Below are 15,385 nucleotides of genomic sequence, written 5' to 3'. Positions count from 1 at the left end.
TCGGCCTGTCCGCGCGCGGGCTCCTGATCCGGCTTGGGACGCGTCACAACCAGCGTTGTACGGTTCCGGCCCAGCTCATTCCGGCGCCGACAGCGGCATGCAGAACGGTGCTCTCCGGGTGGAGGCGGCCTTGCTCCCGTGCCACGTGGAGTGCCATGGGGATCGAGGCCGCGCCCGTGTTGCCGAACGTATCAGCGGTGACGACGAGTTGTGAGGCGGAGATGCCCAGTTCAAGACTCAGGGCACGCAGCATACGGGGATTTGCCTGATGCGGAACGACGAGGTCGATCTTGTTCAGGGGCAGACCGGACAGTTGGACGAGTTCTTCGACGATCCTCGGGAAGACATCGTGGAAGTAGGCTGCGACCTTCTTCCCGTTCATGTGAAGGTAGTGCCCGCCTTCAGCCACGGTGTGTCCGGTTGCCGGCCGTGCGCTGCCCCCGGCACGGATCCCCACGATGTCGGCCAGTGCACCATCAGTCCCCTGTGTGCTGCACAGGATCCCCCTTCCTGGGCCTGAAGGGCCTACCACCACTGCTCCGGCACCGTCTGCGAACAGTACGCCCGTGGACCGGTCGGCGGGATTCTGGAACTTGGAGAACGTCTCCGCTCCGACGACCAGCGCGCGTCCATCGGGGTGGGATGCGGCGAGGATGTCGCGCGCCGTCTTCAAGGCGTAGAGGAACCCCGCGCATGCTCCGCCGACATCGGTGGCCCAGGCCCGGTCCGCACCGAGACGGTGCTGTACCCGACAGGCTGTGGCGACCGCGAGCTGATCCGGTGTGCTCGTTGCTACCAGGATGACATCGATGTCCCGGGGTGACAGGTGAGCATCGGCGAGGGCGTGTTCGGCAGCGGAGACTGCGAGGTCGGACGTGGCCTGGCCGGGTTCCGCATACTGCCGCTGCCGGACACCGGTCATGCGCTCGATCCACTCCGGGTCCACCCCGTACTGGTCGGCGATGTCCGCATTGCTGACTCGGCGCTCCGGGATGTGCACACCCAGCCCCTGGATTCCGAACGCGATGGACGGCGCCTGGGCGCTCACGTCCGGACCTCCTTGGCGTGCGCCTCCTGTACCACGTGCGCACAGTGGGACACGGTCACACCCTGCTCGGCCAGCAGCGAGTCGTCGATGGGCTTGCCGAATTCCTCCTCGGCTCGGACTGCGATCTCCACTACCTGAAGCGAGTCGAGGTCGAGATCTTCGACAAGTCGGGATTCCGAGGAGATTTCATCGACCGGGCAATCGGCGACGGCGGCAATAATGGCCGTGACCCGGTACAGAACGTCAGCAGCTGTAGGCATCTTGGATTCCATTTCGGTGGACTGCGAGGAAAGGACTATCGATGGTTGCGCCGGTCGGGCACCTGGCGCGGCAGCGTGTGCCGGCAGGGTGTCATCGCTCGGCGTGCGCGCCCGCAGTGATCCTCGGGGCGCGTGTCATGCGACGGTGCTTCGCTCGCCCGCGGTGAGGATCTCCAGGTCGGTGTAGAAGCGACCCGACGGGCGGGGCTGGCCCAGCAGGATGCGGCGCGCGGCGTCGGCGGTGAGGGCGCCGCCCAGGGCGACTCCCGAGGCGAGTTGCGGCCAGCTGCTGAGGGTGATGCCGATCTGGGAGACGGAAGCTGTCAGCTCCGGGCTGATGCGCTCCCGGTCGACCATGGTGAGGATGACATCGACCATTTCCTCGTGGGTGAGGTCCCTCAGGTCGCTGGAGGTCGTCTCGCCGAGAAGGCCGTGCAGCAGGGGCCGGTCGGGTTCGAGGTCGAACCGTTCCACGTCCAGCAAGCCCCGATCGTTTGCGTCCATGACGACCGGGATGCCCAGCGCCCGGGCGTGCTCGCGGGCGGCGATCTTCACGTAGGGGGTATCACACTCTTCGACGAGAAGGTCGATGGGGCCCGCGCCGCCGGTGAAGAACTCCTCCATGGTGGCATCGGTCAGACCACCCTGGTAGAGCTCGATGTCCAGCCAGGGGTCGATCTCCAACATCTGCCGGGCTGCGAGCACGCACTTGTTCAGACCAAGATGGTGGACACCCGCACGCAACCGGTTGAGGTTCGAGACGCTGAGGGAGTCGAAGTCGGCCAGCTTGAACGATCCGCCGATGCCCTCCATCGCGAAGGTCAGGGCGGCGCTGCTCCCGACGGAAAGACCGATGACGCCCACGCGGCGTCCCAGCAGCCTGCGCTGCTGCGCGCGGTCGATCCGTCCGCGGTTGCGGTCGGTGCGCACGAGGCGGAACTCCTCGCGGGGCAACAGGTGCACCAGGCGTCCCGACCACGGGTACCAGACCCAGGTCCCGTACTCCTGCGGACTGGTGCCGGCCAGCTGTTCCGCCACGGCCCGCTCCGCCGCGTCCGGCGAGGAACGCAGACGCGGCTCACGGCTGGTGACCAGCTCTGTCAGCTGATCCGTGATCGTGTCCATCACCTCGCGGACCTGCCCCGAATCGATCAGGCTTTGCAGGCCGATCCGGTCCTGCTCGCGATCCAGGGTGAAGAGCACAGGCTGCCAGCTCGCGCCGGCATGTCCGTGACTGCTCTCGGCTGCTGCCATGAGGGGGGTGGAGGGTAGGCGCAACTGGTCCTGCGGCGTGTGCCCGACCTGCGATGCAACGCCCAGCCCGGCATGTTGTGCCGGGACGACCGAGGAGGGAAACGCTTCCTCCAACTGCTCGACGAGCCCGGTGAACTCGCCTGCCGAGAACCCGGGGCGGTACAGCATGATCACCACGTCTTCGGTGTAGTGCCCGACGTAGCGGCGCGTTCCTGGGACCGGACGGAAGCCGAATCGCTCGTGGAAACGGTCCTGGCCATCTGCGGTGCCCGAGGTACCGATCATCGCCTTGGCTCCCAGGAAACGCGCGGCTCCCATGGCGAAGGCGTTCAAGTAGATCCCCAGACCCAGCTTGCGCGCTTGGTGCTCCACTACCAGACGGCTGTGCTCAAACGTTTCCGCAACGCCGAGGCCGTGCTCCCGGAGCACATTGTCATAGCGCTCGGCACCCAAATGAGCCCGGGTCTGAAAGAGGCCGCCCGTCTCCGGCGTCGAAAGCCGCACGTATCCCAACGGTGGCCCTCCCGCCTCGCGCCTCCCGACGAAGTGCCAGGCGCCGAAGTCCAGATCCTGATCGTCGGCGTAGCCGCCGTCCGGAGTTTGGAAGGCGGGCCGGCGGCCACGGTCGAACAGGATCCTCGCCCTCAGCTCGCGGATCCGCCCGACCAGCTCCGCTTCGCCCGACTCGCCGGTTTCGACCCGGAACGCAGATACGTGCCACGGAACGCCTGTAGTCATGGGAATGCTCTTCACAACCGGTAACCCACTTCGGCTAGCGCTAGATGCTCAACTGTGCTCTGGGGGCGCACGCCCTGCGCACCCGAGATCACAACGAGTGCGCCGTTGATCGGTTGCGCCTCCATCGCCGTGACGGTCGGTAACGGCCCGAAGTTGGCGCCGGGCGGGCCCAGGTCGCGGCGCGGCCGAGTCGTCATCGAACGGGTGGCTTCTGGACGCCTGTTCTCCACGTCCGGACGGGTGACCGCCGGAGCTTCTGGCGATCGGTCCCGCCAAGGATGGGCCGCGACCGCATTGACGTGCACCGCTACCCGGAGGAGCTCTCATGCCCGACACCGCCACCCCGGTACTGACCCGCAAGATGCACTACATGTTCGCGCTGCTCGACGCCGATCGAGACGGCCTTCTCGGGGCGGATGACCTGACCGCTGTCGCCGACCGGATGGCCGAGGTGTTCCCGGGCCGGCCGGACCGAATCCACACGCTCCGTGACGTCCTGCACCGGCTGTGGGAAGACCACCTGGCACACGTCGACCTCGGGGGCGGCCGCCTCGACCCCGAGGCCTTCGAGCGGGGGATCCGACGCTCGGTCGCCGCCAGTCCTGTCACCCTGCTGGAGACCCTGCATGCGGGGGCTTCGGCTTGGCTCGCTCTCACTGACGTGGACGATGACGGACTGATCGGGCTGGACGAGTACCTGCTGCTCAGTCGGGCGATCGGCGGGGTGCCCGCGCAGCAGATGAAGGAGGCGTTCCAGCGCCTGGATCGTGACGGGGACGGGACACTGGATCCGGCCCAAATTGACGCCGCCGTCGTGGAGTTCTTCACCAGCGACGACCCGAACGCCCCGGGCAACTGGCTCTACGGACCGTTCTGACCGGCCCTCGCACCTCCACCCTCGATCCTGAACAACCGAGACTGCCTCCAAATGGGCTGACCGAGAAACCTGGGCGGGGACCTTCGGCCCCGACGAGGTACCTAGGGCCCCTCTTCTGTCCGGCGCTGGGGTGTCAGCGTGGAGCTGCCCCCAATAGCGGTCGGCGAGGAGGAGCTATGGAGAACAACAGCAGAAGTCCGGACCTCGGATCGGTCATCGTCGGTGTCGATGGGTCCGAGCCTGCCCGGTGGGCGGCGCTCTGGGCTTCGGACGAGGCTGCGCGGCGCCGTCGCCCCCTGCACATCGTGTACGGGTCCGACGTCGACGGCCGGGTCCTCGAGCTTTCGGACGACGACATGGAACGGGTCCGTGTCGCAGGGCGTGAACTGCTGGACGTTACGGCCGAGGCCGTGCAGGCCCGGCATCCCGCGCTCTCGGTCACGACGGAGTTCAGCCGTAGCGGGCCTGCGATGAGCCTGCGCCGGGCCGCGAGCGACCGCGGGACCCTCGTCGTCGGCAACCGGGGACCGGGCGGATTCAGCTCCTTGACCCTGGGCTCGGTCGGCCTCAAGGTCGCTGCGGACGCTCGTACCCCCGTGATCGTCGTGCGGGGGAACGAGCACGAGGCCGCGAACGGTGTCGTGCTGGCCGCCGTGCGCGACGAGCGCGATCTCGATTGCGTCCGTCACGCCGCGCGTGAAGCCGAGCTGCGCAAGGCCTCGCTGCGGCTGCTGTACGTACAGGGCGTCCTGCAGTCCGTCGTATCCGCGGCGGGAGCAGCCGATGGCCAGAACGGGGTCGCCGGCCACCATGGGCAGAGCTTGAAGGTCGTAGCCGAGCAGATCCGGGCCGAGTGCCCCTCGCTGACGGTCCAGGCGGACGCGGAGAGGAGTGTGTCCGTCGCCGGGGTGCTGGTGGAGGCCTCCCGCCACGCCGATCTGCTGGTCATGGGTGGGCGCCGCTCGCCCGGCTACCTCGGGCGCACCCTGGGGCGCGTGACGCACAGCCTGCTGCACCATGCGTACTGCCCCGTCGAACTGATCCCGCGGCACGCCGACGAGCCCAGGAGCGAGGCGTCATGACGACCACCGAGATGGCCACCACCGAAGCCGGCGAGATTCTCGTCCGCATCGACCCGGCGGAAAACTGGTACGCGAGCCTGGCTCGGGCGGCAGCCGAGGCCGAGAAGCGCGGGCTGGGGCTTCGCCTCGTCCTCACCACAGCCCCTCAACAAGATCTGCCCCCTGCCACCGAGAGCCGAAGTGCCACTACCGGCCAGTGCCCCTCAGAGGCGGAACGGTGGGGCGAGGAAGACGTCCGCCGTGAAGAACGAGACACAGGCGGAACGCAGTAGCGCCAGGCAGACGCTGAGCCCGGCCGGTGGACATCACCCGGCCGGGCTCGGCGCGCATGGGTTGCTCCCAGGTCTGTGGTCAGCCGCGGACGGTCAGGGCAACCCGGCACACGTGATCGCTTCAAGCGTGGGGTACGACCGCGACCGGGGCTGTGGCGTGATGGAGGACAGCGTGGACGACCGGGCCGAGATGGGTGCCGATGGCGGAGCGGCGTATCCGCCGGCCGACGACGACCAGTGAGGCGTCTGCCGAGGCTTCGACGAGCTGGTTGGCGGGTTGCCCCACCGAGCAGTCCACTTCGACACGGACCTCGGGGTACTTGTCGCGCCAGGGCAGCAGTTCATCGGCGAGCGCAGTCGCCATGGAGGTCGCCATGCCGTCCCGTACCTCGGGCGCGAGCAGCGCCGGGTCGAACGCGAAGGCGGGCGGCATGCTCCAGCGGTGGATCACACGCAGTGGGGCCCGGCGTACGGCCGCCGCGTCGAAGGCGTGGTCGAGGAGCTCGGTAGACGGGTAGGAGAGGTCCAGCCCGAGCACGACAGGCCGGTCCTTGTCCTTCCGTGGTGCGTCACCATCAGATCCGGGCAGGCAGTCGGCGTCCAGCCAGGCGCCCGGCCGCACGACCACGACCGGGCGCTTGGCCTGGGCGAGCACGGCCTGGGAGACGGATCCGACGAGGAATCCTGTCATCGCCCCCAGTCCGCGCGAGCCGAGTACCAGTACCTCGGCCTCCTGCGCGGCAGCGACCAGGACGGTCAGCGGCCGCCCGTCCACCTGCTCCGTGGTGATCTCCAGGCCGGGGTGCCGCTCGGTCAACTGCAGCGCGACCTCCCGGGGGATGCGCTCACCCCAGTACTGGGGTGACGGGGTGGCCTCGGTCTGCGACGCGTATCCGTAGGACGGGATCCACTCCTCCATGGCGTGCAACAGCTTGAGGGGGACCCGGCGCCGCCGGGCTTCCCGGGCGGCCCACTCGGCGGCGGCAAGAGATGCAGGGGATCCGTCGATTCCCGCAATGACCGTACGTGACATGGTGTTTCCTCCGGAGCCTATGGGGCGAGTACCGTCGTCCGTCGTCGGCGGTGTGTGTCCCACCCTTCCCTTCCGTACCGTGGGGGAGCGATGGTCCAGGAGACCCGGGGAACGGGCCGAACGTCCCTCGTCGCCCGGCCGGACAGTGGCTGTGCCGGACACGGACGTGCGCGGTGCCCACACCAGTCACTGAGCACCTGGTACGCGAAGCGGCCCGCGTCCCTCACAGAGGGAACGCGGGCAACGGCGATGCGGAGCGCTGTGAATGGTCAGTCGTGGGGGATGACGGCCACCGGCGTCCGGCAGTGGTGCAGGACCGCACGGGTCACACCTCCGGTGTGGGGACCGAGCCGGGATTGGCGGTTGCGGCGGCCCATGACGAGGAGGCCGGCCGTGTGGGAAGCCTCCACCAACCTTCGCGCGGGGTGGCCGGGGCGGATCTCCCCTGTGACGCGCAGGCCGGGGTACGCATGCCGCCACTGCTCGATCACCTGCGTCAGGTCTCGTGCGGTCCTCGCGTCCGCAGCTCCGGGCGCCATGGCCGAAGCGGTCAGTGCCGCATCGCTGACGAGCCCCCGCTGGGTATGCGGGCTGTGTACGACTCGCAGGGGTACACCGAGCCGGTGGGCCCGGGAGAAGGCGTGGTCCAGAACTTCGTCGCACGGGTGCGAGAGGTCCAGGCCGAGGACGATGCCGCCGTTCGGGATCGGAGCGCGGCCCGGAACCAGGACGACAGGATGCCGGGTACGGGCGACCACGGACAGGGCCACCGAACCGGACACGAACCCGGCGACCCCGCCCAGACCGCGGGAACCGAGCACCAACAGCTCGGACTCCTCGGCGGCCCCGCACAGAACGGTGGCCGGCTCGCCGCACAGCTCCTGCGCGACCACGTCCAGGCCCGGATGCGTGCGCCGTATCCGCTCGGCCGTGGAGCGCGGGTCCACGTCGTACGGCTCCTGCCTGGTGCGAGACCCGATGAGCGGTGAATGGACGTCCGGTTCCAGGCCCCACACGTGCACGAGGCGAAGGGCGAGACCGCGTCGGCGCGCTTCGTCCGCGGCCCAGGCGACGGAGGCCAGGCTCTCGCGAGATCCGTCGAGCCCGACGGTGATCGCCCGGGACCGGCGGACCCCGAGATCGGGTGGAGAGGTTGGCACGGGGTGGAACACGGAAGGACCTCCGGTCTGAAACGGCGAGCCGTGCTGTTGGGAGAGGCGAGCCACAGCTCAGGCGAAGACGGCCTTGAGGGCCCGCAGCGCCGTCAACGGGTCGGACAGCGCGTGGTAGACGGCCGGAACCTCCTTGTCGACGCCCAGCAGTTCGTACACCGCGCGCATCGCCCCGCGGACGGAGTACTCGACGGTGAAGACGACGTCTTCGGGGATCTCGGTGAACTGCCCGAGGAAGGCGAAGTTTGTCGACCCGGAGGGGACCACCAGCGGCCGGTCGTGGACGTCACGGCGCTCGAACTGGCTGGTGATGTAAGGCATCATCACCGTCGTGACGGCAGTGGTGGCGCACACCTCGTCGGCGATGTCGTCGAAGCCGAGGTGCCCGAGCAGTTCGACGAGGATCTCCTGTCCCGTGGCCTCCGACATCTTCTTGCCGGTCAACTCGCCCGGTTCGTCCACGAACAGCCCGTACCCCCAAAGGGTGAAGACGTCCTCGGGCTGGCCGGCGAAGTGCGGCTGGTGGGGCACGACCACCGACATCAGCCAGCGCGAGTCCTTGAACGTCATCAGCGCCCCGGTGCCGGGGGCATTGCCGGAGAACTCCTCGATCCGCTTGAGCAGCGCCGGACTGCGCATCGTCAAGGTGAACGACTCCCACTTGGCCTCGTCGACGTTGCCGTTGAAGGCCCCGGGCCGACCGAAGTCCGGAGCCTTGCGGGCCAGGGTCTCCCACAGGTTCCAGGCCCCGTCGCGCTTGTCGCGGATCAGCTCGGGGACGGTGTCGTCGCCTCCGTAGCGGGCGTCCGCGGTCATGGAGCCGATGGTGATGAACGCGTAGTCCTGCGGCCCGATTCCGTACGATCCCGCTGTGCCGTCCCGCTCGAAGAGGATGCGCTCGGCCCGGCGCTCGCCGGCCTCGCCGACGGCGAACTCCACGTCGGTGACTCGGATTCCGTGCTCGATGCGGACTCCCTGCCGTCCCAGCCACGCCTGTACCGGCAGAACGATCGAGTCGTACTGGTTCAGCCGCGTGCGTCGTACTCCGGCGAGGGTGTGGATACGGGGGAGTTCCTGGAGGAAGCGCAGGAAGTAGCGCTTGAGCTCGATGGCGCTGTGCCAGTTCTGGAAGGCGAAGGTGGTGCGCCACATCGCCCAGAAGTTGGTGGTGAAGAAGTGCTCGGAGAAGAAGTCCTCGATCCGGCGCGCGCCGATGACGGACTCGGGCAAGGCGAGCAGGCGGGCCATCTCCACCCGGTCGGCAGTGGTGAAGCCCAGCTCTGAGGCGTCGAGGATTCGGCCGGAGACGTCGATGAGCCGGGCGTTGGCGTGGGTGAGCCAGCGGGCGTTGAACTCCTCGGTCTCCTGCAGGACGGACACGTTGTCGTTGCCGAGCGTGGGGATCGCCGCCAGGAGGTTCCACAGGCAGACGTAGGCTTCGTCCTCCAGCATCCGGCCACCCCGGGCGACGTAGCCGGTGTCCGGTGCGCCACTGCCGTCGAGTGCGCCGCCGGTCTGCGGCAGTTCCTCGAGGATGCGGATGTTCTCGCCGGGCATCCCCGCGTCCCGTACGAGGAAGACCGCCGCGGCCAGCGAGGCGATGCCTCCGCCGACCAGATAGGCGTGGGAGTTCTGGGTTTCGTTCGTCATGGCCATGCCCTTCGAAGGGCGAGGTGCCTCCCCGCCACTCCGTCCAGCCAACTCCCCTGCCAGCACGCCCCACAGGAGCCGAGGGGCCTGGTCGCCAGGTCCGTTGGTCCCTCCGGTGCAGCTGGAGATCTCGTATCCGGGGGACGTACACGTGCCCCGCCTTGCGATGAGTCGCGTGTCGGCAGCCGGTCCCTCACCGGGGCAGCTCCGGCCAGCTCTCCCTGGCCAATGCCTCCTTCCTCGCCTGTTGCCGACCAGCGCCCGGCCAAGAGGCTGTCCGGCTGGCTCCCGAGGGCCCTTCGGCCCAGGGCGGGGACGATCACAGGCCTGTCGACCTTCCGGTGCCGCTGCCCTGACGGTCCAGGCTCGTGGCGGCAGCGAGAGCGATGAAGCCGACGGCCATCATGATCAGTCCGACGAGCGGCCGGTCGGCGGTGGCCCATTGCCAGTCCACAGCGAACGTGAGAATGGCGCCGAGACCGATCGATGTGATGGCGCCGATGGCAAGGAGACCGGCCATGGCACTCACCTCCCTTGTCCGTCGTCCACGAGACTCCTTGCCCCGTGCAGACCTCACTGTTCCGAAGGGTGCAGCGGGCTCACAGGGGCCTGTCGGCCCTCTCTCGGCCAACAGGGCCCTCACAGCGGCGAGAGCGAACCTTCCGGCCCCGGCACTCTGCCCCCGCTTCCGACATCGACGGTGAACCGCGCGGCTCTGAGGGACCATTGGCGGCGCGGCGTAGGCCGTTCGCCCTCATGGCCCGCGCCCTCCGTGCGGGGACATTGGCCATGGGGGCACGCACAGGGCCTGCCCATGAGGAAAGGTTCCTACGACATGGCTCTCCACCAGCACCAGCGCCAGCACCGTCAGCCGGGAATGCGCTTCGCCGGGTGGCGCAAGGCCACCTCGGCCACAGCGCCCGGTACCGCGGCTGATGAACTCACCACGCCTCTGACCGTCGCGCGCGTCGCGGCAGCGACCCGGCTGCTGACCGCGTTCACGTTCCTCTGGGCTTTCGGCGACAAGACGTTCGGCTGGGGATACGCGACCCCGGCGGGCAGGGGATGGATCGATGGCGGGTCTCCGACCAAGGGCTTCCTGAGCCACGTCTCTGCCGGGCCGCTGGAGGCGACGTTCCACTCCTGGGCCGGGGCGGCCTGGGCCGACTGGACCTTCATGCTGGGACTGCTCGGCATCGGTATCGCCTTGGCCAGCGGCGTCGCCCTCCGCGTCGCGGCTGCTGCGGGCACCACGATGATGGCGCTCATGTGGGCCGCCGAGTGGCCCCCTGCCAGGCACCTATCGGACGGCAGCCTCAGCATGTCCACGAATCCGTTGGTGGACTATCACGTCCTGTACGCGGCGGTCCTGGTGACCCTCGCGGCGATCGGAGCCGGACGCACCTGGGGTCTGGGCAGCCTCTGGCAGAGCCTGCCCCTTGTCCGCGGCAAGCGCTGGCTCGTTTGACGACGCCGGAGGACGGTCCGGGGCCGCCGCGACGGTGGCGGCCCTGGGCCAGCTGCAAACGATCAGGGTCGAACGGTCCTGGCGGTCCTCGGTCTGCCCGGCGGCACTGAGCCACTCGGTACCGCCGGTGTTGCCAGGAGCCTCGTCTCGGCCGACTGTCTGTTTGGCCGCTCCGCTTGGACTGCCGTGTAACTCACGGGTGCATCCGTTGTCTCCCGGCGGTCGCGCCTGTTGTCGGCCAACTGGTCGCCAACCTGTTCTCGACGACGTGCGACGTGGCCTCGGCGGCAGTGGCGGGATCGGGCGCAGCCAGGCGGACATCGAGGAGTTCCGCGAAGCTTGGACGAATGGCACCCGCTACGGCGAGGTGAAGGGCTACGACGGCCCCCCGATCCCCGCCCCGCAACTCCCGCCGGTGCCCCTGAAAGCACGCGGACGGGTGCGCTGACCTGAGATTTACTGCTGGAGTCGGCCGACCGGTCGACGTCGGCCGGGGAGGAGCCGCATCCCGCGTGGAGATCGCCGCGGCGGCGGGGCAAGCGACGGAGGGCTCCGAGAAGCCCTCTCCGGACCCGCTACGTTTCCCAGGTATGACCAGCTGGGGTCAGCTTTGCCAGGACCAATGCTGACCCGATGCCGACTTCAGTGACAGTTCGTCAGCTTGGGTCATGGCTGCAGGGTGCGGGGCGGTGTGGCGGTAGGCGTATCCGGCGCCGTTTCGGAGGTCCTTGTTCGGGCTGCCCGGCCGTTCGGCCGAGGGCCTTGTGACCGCCGCCGTCGGGGATCCGTCCGAGTTTCTTGATGTCGGTGTGGACCAGTTCGCCCGGGCGGGCGCGTTCGTTGCGGCGGACGGGTTCGCCGGTGGCCCGGTCGAGGCCGGTGCCGCTGGAGGATGCGGTGGCCGATCGAAGGGGGCGATCCCGCGTCGGCCGGCCGTAGCGGTCCGATGCGGTGTTCGCGCCGCAGCCGAAGGACGCGCTTTTCGGTCTCGGCCGCGGTCCTGCGGGGCTGGTGGTGACGGCGGCTGGTCCGGTCACTCGTTCCGGCGACGCCCAGTTGTCGGTAGCGGCCGGCCCAGCGGACGGCGGTCCCTCACCCGTTCGAGAACTCAGCGCGCATGTCACCGACATCCCCGGACGACACACCTGAGCCGGACGCCTTGTCCGGCGCCGTGTCCGGTCAGTCCTGTACAGGTCGATGGACAGCCCCGAGGCCCGGCTGTTGACCTTGACCCGAAGGTAGGTCAGATTGCGATACTTGGAGTACTGACGACATGTCATGATTGTTAATCAGATAACAGTACATATAGAACGTTCCTCGCAGCTCGAACGGGACACTCCCTGATCGGGCCGTTCGAGGAGGATCCATGCAACACTTCGCCGTCCGCGGGAATCCGCGTGTGGGGAGCGTCCGGCGGTACGTGTCGAAGCACGGCGTTCGGAAAGCATCGTGCACGGTACTCGCTGCCGCAGCCGCAGCCGCAGCCGTTCTGACGCCGTCCGTCGCCCTGGCGGCTCCTGCCGCACCCGGCACGTACGCATACGTCGCCAACACGGGCCAGAACAAGGTCGAGGTGTTCGACACCGCCACCAACGCCCTCGTGACGAGCATCGACACCGGAGCGTTCAGCGGGCCCCTGCAGGTCGCCGCCGGCCGAAACGGCAAGAAGGTCTACGTGACGGAGCGGGACTCGGGCGCCGTGTCGGCGATCGACGCCCTGACCAATACCGTGGTGGCCGAAATCCCCACGGGGAACGGCACTCCGGAGAGCGTGGCCATCTCGCCGGACGACAGTCGTGCCTATGTCACCGTGGAGGGGAACGGACCGGCCAACCGCGTGGTGGCGATCAACACCGCCACCGATGCCGTCGTGGGCACCCTCGAGACGGGGACGGACACGCTCCCGAACGGGCTGGCGGTGTCCCCGGACGGGAAACGCCTCTACGTCGCCTACCGGGGCGCAGGTGTGGTGGCAGTGATCGACTCCGCCACCATGACGCTCATCACGACGGTGGACGTCGGACCGAGCGCACCGCGAAAGGTGGCCGTCTCGCCGAGCGGCGCACGTGTCTACGTCACCGAGAACACCTCGGGCGAGGTGTCGGTCATCGACACCACCACCAACACGGTCGTGGTGCCGATTCCGGTCAACCAGGGGCTGGACGGCGTGAAGGTCTCGCTGGACGGAAAGCGCGTCTACGTCGCCGACCGGAACAATGCCCGGGTGGCGGTCATCGATGCCGCCACGAACAGCGTCGTCACTTCGATCCCCACCACCGGGGATCCCGCGGAAATGGCGGTTTCCCCCACCGGAGCCCGGCTGTACGTCAGCCACCCCAACGGCACGCAGGGGGTGTCCGTCATCGACCTCGCCACCAACTCCGTCTCCGCGACCGTCGACAGCCCCGAAGGCGCGCCCATCGGAATCGACCTGGGCTCGGTGCCGGGGACCTCGAAGGTGTCCTGCCCGGCCGGCAGCGTGCTGACGGGCGGCGGCTTCGGATCCACCGGTCCCGCACCCGATCAGCTCGTCAGCAGGCCGGTACCCGGCACCAACGACTGGGAGGTGAACGGGCAGAACAGGACGCGGGACGACGTCACCCTCACCCCGTATGCCGTCTGTGCCACGCCATGACGGTCTCGCGACGACCCGAGGCAGCCGCCGACTGCCCACGGGCCCCGGGCCACTTCCAGCGGACGATGATCAGGAGTAACTGCATGCCGTCTGAAAGCACAGCAGCAACGCGGCGGAGCGGTCCGCCACGCCGGACCGGATGGGTCGCCGGAGCCGTTGTATCGCTCGCCCTCACGGGTGCCGGTTTCGCGGCGCCCGCAGCAGCCGCCACCCCGCAGGACCCGTCGGACGCGCAGTACCTGACGGTAAATCCGCCTCCGCAGCACGACGAATGCGCCGAGGGGCGGCCACGGGCCGAGTCGTGCGACCCCCACCCCGGAGAGCCTCCGTTTCCTCCTGGACCTCCCGGACCTCCTGGGCTCCCCGGACCTCCCGGACCGGCCGGAGCACCCGGTCCTCCGGGAGCCCAGGGCGCTCCGGGGGTCCCCGGCCCGGCCGGCACCCCGGGATCAGCCGGGCCCGCCGGACCCCAGGGAGTAGCCGGACCTGCGGGCCCTCCCGGTCCCCCCGGAAGCGTTTTCACCGTCGTCGTCACGGGCCGGCCCGTCTTGATCCCCGCGGCCCCGTAGCGGCACCGGTCCCCGCGCGGGCTGCCGCACCGCACGGCCGGCACGACCACGTGCTGCCGGCCGTGCGGCGCACCTGGCGGCACGAAACCACGGGCGGGAGCGGCTTTGGCGACAGGCACACGGAGCGGTCGCTGCGGACGGTCGCACAGTTGGGGGGCGGCGACCGTACCAACCGTGACGTGAGCCGTCGGCGCCACCGCCACCGTGCTCCGGCACCCGCTCCGCGGACGGGGTCCGGTGTCGCGGGCGTGGTCAGGGGAGGCGGATCGGGGCGGGTAGGAGCTCGCGGGCCGGTACCGGGTGCCACCGGACCACTCCGGCACGGTCCCGTACGGCACGGCCGAAGGCCTGGTCCCCGAAGTGGAAGCCGAAGCCGTACGTGCGGGGGGCGAGCAACTGGGACAGGAGCTTCGTACGGGCCTTCAGCACGCCGGCGACGTCCGTGTCGGGGCCGGAGGGCCACTCGGGGTGGGTCAGCTGGGCCGGAGTGTGGAAGGCGTCGCCGAACACCAGGATCCGCCGCCCGGCGGAGGCCCCGACCACGTACGTGGTGTGGCCGGGGCTGTGGCCGGGGGTGATCAGAGCGGTGACGCCGGGCCACACCTCGGCGCCGTCGGCGAAGCGCCGCGACGCGCGGGACATCGGCACCATGAAACCGTCCCAGGACGGCGCCCCCACAGGGACGTCACCCCGCCAGAACGGGACCCACTCGGCGCCCGCCACCAGGTAGTCGGCGCGGGGGAACGCCTTGCGCGGCACGTGGTCGCGGTCCCGGACGAACCCGAGGCCCGTGTGGTCGGTGTGCAGGTGGGTGAAGGCCACCGTGTCGACGGACGCCGGTGGGACCCGCAGCGCGCGGAGGGTGCTCAGCAGCGCCCCGCCCCGGGAGGTACCGAGCGACGCGGGCAGGACGTTGCCGCCCAGGCCCACGTCGATCAGCAGCCTCCGGCCGCCCCGCTCGACGAGCACACCGCCCGCCGAGGCGGCGATCCGCCCGGAGCCGGTCAGTGCCTCGGGATGGTCGCGCCAGTAGGAGGCGGGGACGGCGGGCAGGAATCCGGCGGGGTCCAGTTCCATGGCCGCGTCGACGACGTAGGTGAGCCGGGTGTCGCCCAGGGCGAGCGTGCGCACGGCCGACTGGTCGCTCAGCGCGCCGATGTGCCGTGAACGGTGGACCGAGGTGGCGGGGTCGTCCGCGGCGTGTGCGACGCCCGACGTGAAACCGGCCAAGGGGGCGGACATCGCCGCCGCGGTGGCGAGCGCGGTGCGCAGCACCCCCCGGCGCGAAGGGCCGGGGGTGCGGTGGACGACTGTCACGGCGGACTCC

The 15,385-nt window shown here is 69.5% G+C and carries 14 protein-coding genes and 1 pseudogene; 6 read left to right on the top strand and 9 right to left on the bottom strand.

The window, feature by feature from the left end; translation table 11 throughout:
- Window positions 1–43: 43 nt before the first annotated feature.
- The 3 genes from ACWG52_RS04770 to ACWG52_RS04760 form a co-directional block, all read right to left on the bottom strand.
- On the bottom strand, window positions 44–1,048 hold the full coding sequence (locus tag ACWG52_RS04770) for a 3-oxoacyl-ACP synthase III family protein (protein WP_389811248.1): 1,005 nt from the start codon (window positions 1,046–1,048) through the stop codon (window positions 44–46).
- A complete protein-coding gene (locus ACWG52_RS04765; RefSeq protein WP_329096465.1) occupies window positions 1,045–1,320 on the bottom strand; it encodes an acyl carrier protein in 276 nt (91 codons plus the stop codon). Before ACWG52_RS04765 ends, ACWG52_RS04770 begins: the two co-directional genes overlap by 4 nt.
- A gap of 123 nt (window positions 1,321–1,443) precedes the next feature.
- Complete coding sequence (locus tag ACWG52_RS04760) at window positions 1,444–3,300, bottom strand: ThiF family adenylyltransferase (protein WP_453127905.1); 1,857 nt, start codon at window positions 3,298–3,300, stop codon at window positions 1,444–1,446.
- A 325-nt stretch (window positions 3,301–3,625) separates the two neighbouring features.
- Between ACWG52_RS04760 and ACWG52_RS04755 the strand changes: the two genes are divergently transcribed.
- The 3 genes from ACWG52_RS04755 (at window position 3,626) to ACWG52_RS04745 (ending at window position 5,531) form a co-directional block, all read left to right on the top strand.
- Window positions 3,626–4,177, top strand: a complete 552-nt coding sequence (locus ACWG52_RS04755; RefSeq protein WP_329096461.1) for an EF-hand domain-containing protein — start codon at window positions 3,626–3,628, stop codon at window positions 4,175–4,177.
- 176 nt (window positions 4,178–4,353) lie between these two features.
- Window positions 4,354–5,259, top strand: coding sequence for a universal stress protein (locus ACWG52_RS04750; protein ID WP_390169218.1), 906 nt, complete (start codon window positions 4,354–4,356; stop codon window positions 5,257–5,259).
- Entirely contained in the window at window positions 5,256–5,531 is a 276-nt protein-coding gene (locus tag ACWG52_RS04745; RefSeq protein ID WP_266607101.1) for a hypothetical protein, read from the top strand. The genes ACWG52_RS04750 and ACWG52_RS04745 overlap by 4 nt, the downstream gene beginning before the upstream one ends.
- Window positions 5,532–5,652: 121 nt before the next feature.
- On the opposite strand, the gene ACWG52_RS04740 is transcribed toward ACWG52_RS04745, so the two are convergent.
- From ACWG52_RS04740 to ACWG52_RS04725, 4 genes are all read right to left on the bottom strand, one after another.
- The gene (locus ACWG52_RS04740) at window positions 5,653–6,564 is read right to left on the bottom strand and encodes a universal stress protein (protein WP_389811259.1); all 912 of its coding nucleotides are present in this window, start codon (window positions 6,562–6,564) and stop codon (window positions 5,653–5,655) included.
- A 269-nt stretch (window positions 6,565–6,833) separates the two neighbouring features.
- Window positions 6,834–7,724 carry a universal stress protein gene (locus ACWG52_RS04735; RefSeq protein ID WP_453127901.1) on the bottom strand — a complete coding sequence of 297 codons (891 nt, stop codon included), beginning with the start codon at window positions 7,722–7,724 and terminating at the stop codon, window positions 6,834–6,836.
- 69 nt (window positions 7,725–7,793) lie between these two features.
- Window positions 7,794–9,386: an oleate hydratase gene (locus ACWG52_RS04730; protein ID WP_453127899.1), complete on the bottom strand. Its 1,593-nt coding sequence runs from the start codon at window positions 9,384–9,386 to the stop codon at window positions 7,794–7,796.
- A 319-nt stretch (window positions 9,387–9,705) separates the two neighbouring features.
- Window positions 9,706–9,906, bottom strand: a complete 201-nt coding sequence (locus tag ACWG52_RS04725; protein ID WP_030648435.1) for a hypothetical protein — start codon at window positions 9,904–9,906, stop codon at window positions 9,706–9,708.
- 315 nt (window positions 9,907–10,221) lie between these two features.
- On the opposite strand from ACWG52_RS04725, the gene ACWG52_RS04720 reads away from it, so the two are divergent.
- A complete protein-coding gene (locus ACWG52_RS04720; RefSeq protein WP_389811266.1) occupies window positions 10,222–10,854 on the top strand; it encodes a hypothetical protein in 633 nt (210 codons plus the stop codon).
- A gap of 268 nt (window positions 10,855–11,122) precedes the next feature.
- Entirely contained in the window at window positions 11,123–11,302 is a 180-nt protein-coding gene (locus ACWG52_RS04715; RefSeq protein WP_390140826.1) for a pirin, read from the top strand.
- Window positions 11,303–11,539: 237 nt separating this feature from the next.
- Here the strand turns inward: ACWG52_RS04715 and ACWG52_RS04710 are convergent.
- A pseudogene (locus ACWG52_RS04710) lies at window positions 11,540–11,943 on the bottom strand (IS481 family transposase); the annotation flags it as partial.
- 277 nt (window positions 11,944–12,220) lie between these two features.
- Here ACWG52_RS04710 and ACWG52_RS04705 point away from each other — a divergent pair.
- The gene (locus tag ACWG52_RS04705) at window positions 12,221–13,489 is read left to right on the top strand and encodes a beta-propeller fold lactonase family protein (protein WP_389811269.1); all 1,269 of its coding nucleotides are present in this window, start codon (window positions 12,221–12,223) and stop codon (window positions 13,487–13,489) included.
- 821 nt (window positions 13,490–14,310) lie between these two features.
- On the opposite strand, the gene ACWG52_RS04700 is transcribed toward ACWG52_RS04705, so the two are convergent.
- A complete protein-coding gene (locus ACWG52_RS04700) occupies window positions 14,311–15,375 on the bottom strand; it encodes an MBL fold metallo-hydrolase (RefSeq protein WP_389811272.1) in 1,065 nt (354 codons plus the stop codon).
- Window positions 15,376–15,385 lie beyond the last annotated feature (10 nt).

The organism is Streptomyces sp. CLCI03 (assembly GCF_053615355.1).
The sequence above is the reverse complement of the archived record's forward strand: the minus strand, read 5'-3'. Positions and strand labels throughout refer to the sequence as shown.

What these genes read in the sequence shown, in the direction of transcription:
- ACWG52_RS04765 (WP_329096465.1), bottom strand. Translation starts at nt 1,320, where the DNA reads ATGGAATCCAAGATGCCTACAGCTGCTGACGTTCTGTACCGGGTCACG.
- ACWG52_RS04760 (WP_453127905.1), bottom strand. Translation starts at nt 3,300, where the DNA reads ATGACTACAGGCGTTCCGTGGCACGTATCTGCGTTCCGGGTCGAAACC.
- ACWG52_RS04755 (WP_329096461.1), top strand. Translation starts at nt 3,626, where the DNA reads ATGCCCGACACCGCCACCCCGGTACTGACCCGCAAGATGCACTACATG.
- ACWG52_RS04750 (WP_390169218.1), top strand. Translation starts at nt 4,354, where the DNA reads ATGGAGAACAACAGCAGAAGTCCGGACCTCGGATCGGTCATCGTCGGT.
- ACWG52_RS04745 (WP_266607101.1), top strand. Translation starts at nt 5,256, where the DNA reads ATGACGACCACCGAGATGGCCACCACCGAAGCCGGCGAGATTCTCGTC.
- ACWG52_RS04740 (WP_389811259.1), bottom strand. Translation starts at nt 6,564, where the DNA reads ATGTCACGTACGGTCATTGCGGGAATCGACGGATCCCCTGCATCTCTT.
- ACWG52_RS04730 (WP_453127899.1), bottom strand. Translation starts at nt 9,386, where the DNA reads ATGACGAACGAAACCCAGAACTCCCACGCCTATCTGGTCGGCGGAGGC.
- ACWG52_RS04725 (WP_030648435.1), bottom strand. Translation starts at nt 9,906, where the DNA reads ATGGCCGGTCTCCTTGCCATCGGCGCCATCACATCGATCGGTCTCGGC.
- ACWG52_RS04720 (WP_389811266.1), top strand. Translation starts at nt 10,222, where the DNA reads ATGGCTCTCCACCAGCACCAGCGCCAGCACCGTCAGCCGGGAATGCGC.
- ACWG52_RS04705 (WP_389811269.1), top strand. Translation starts at nt 12,221, where the DNA reads ATGCAACACTTCGCCGTCCGCGGGAATCCGCGTGTGGGGAGCGTCCGG.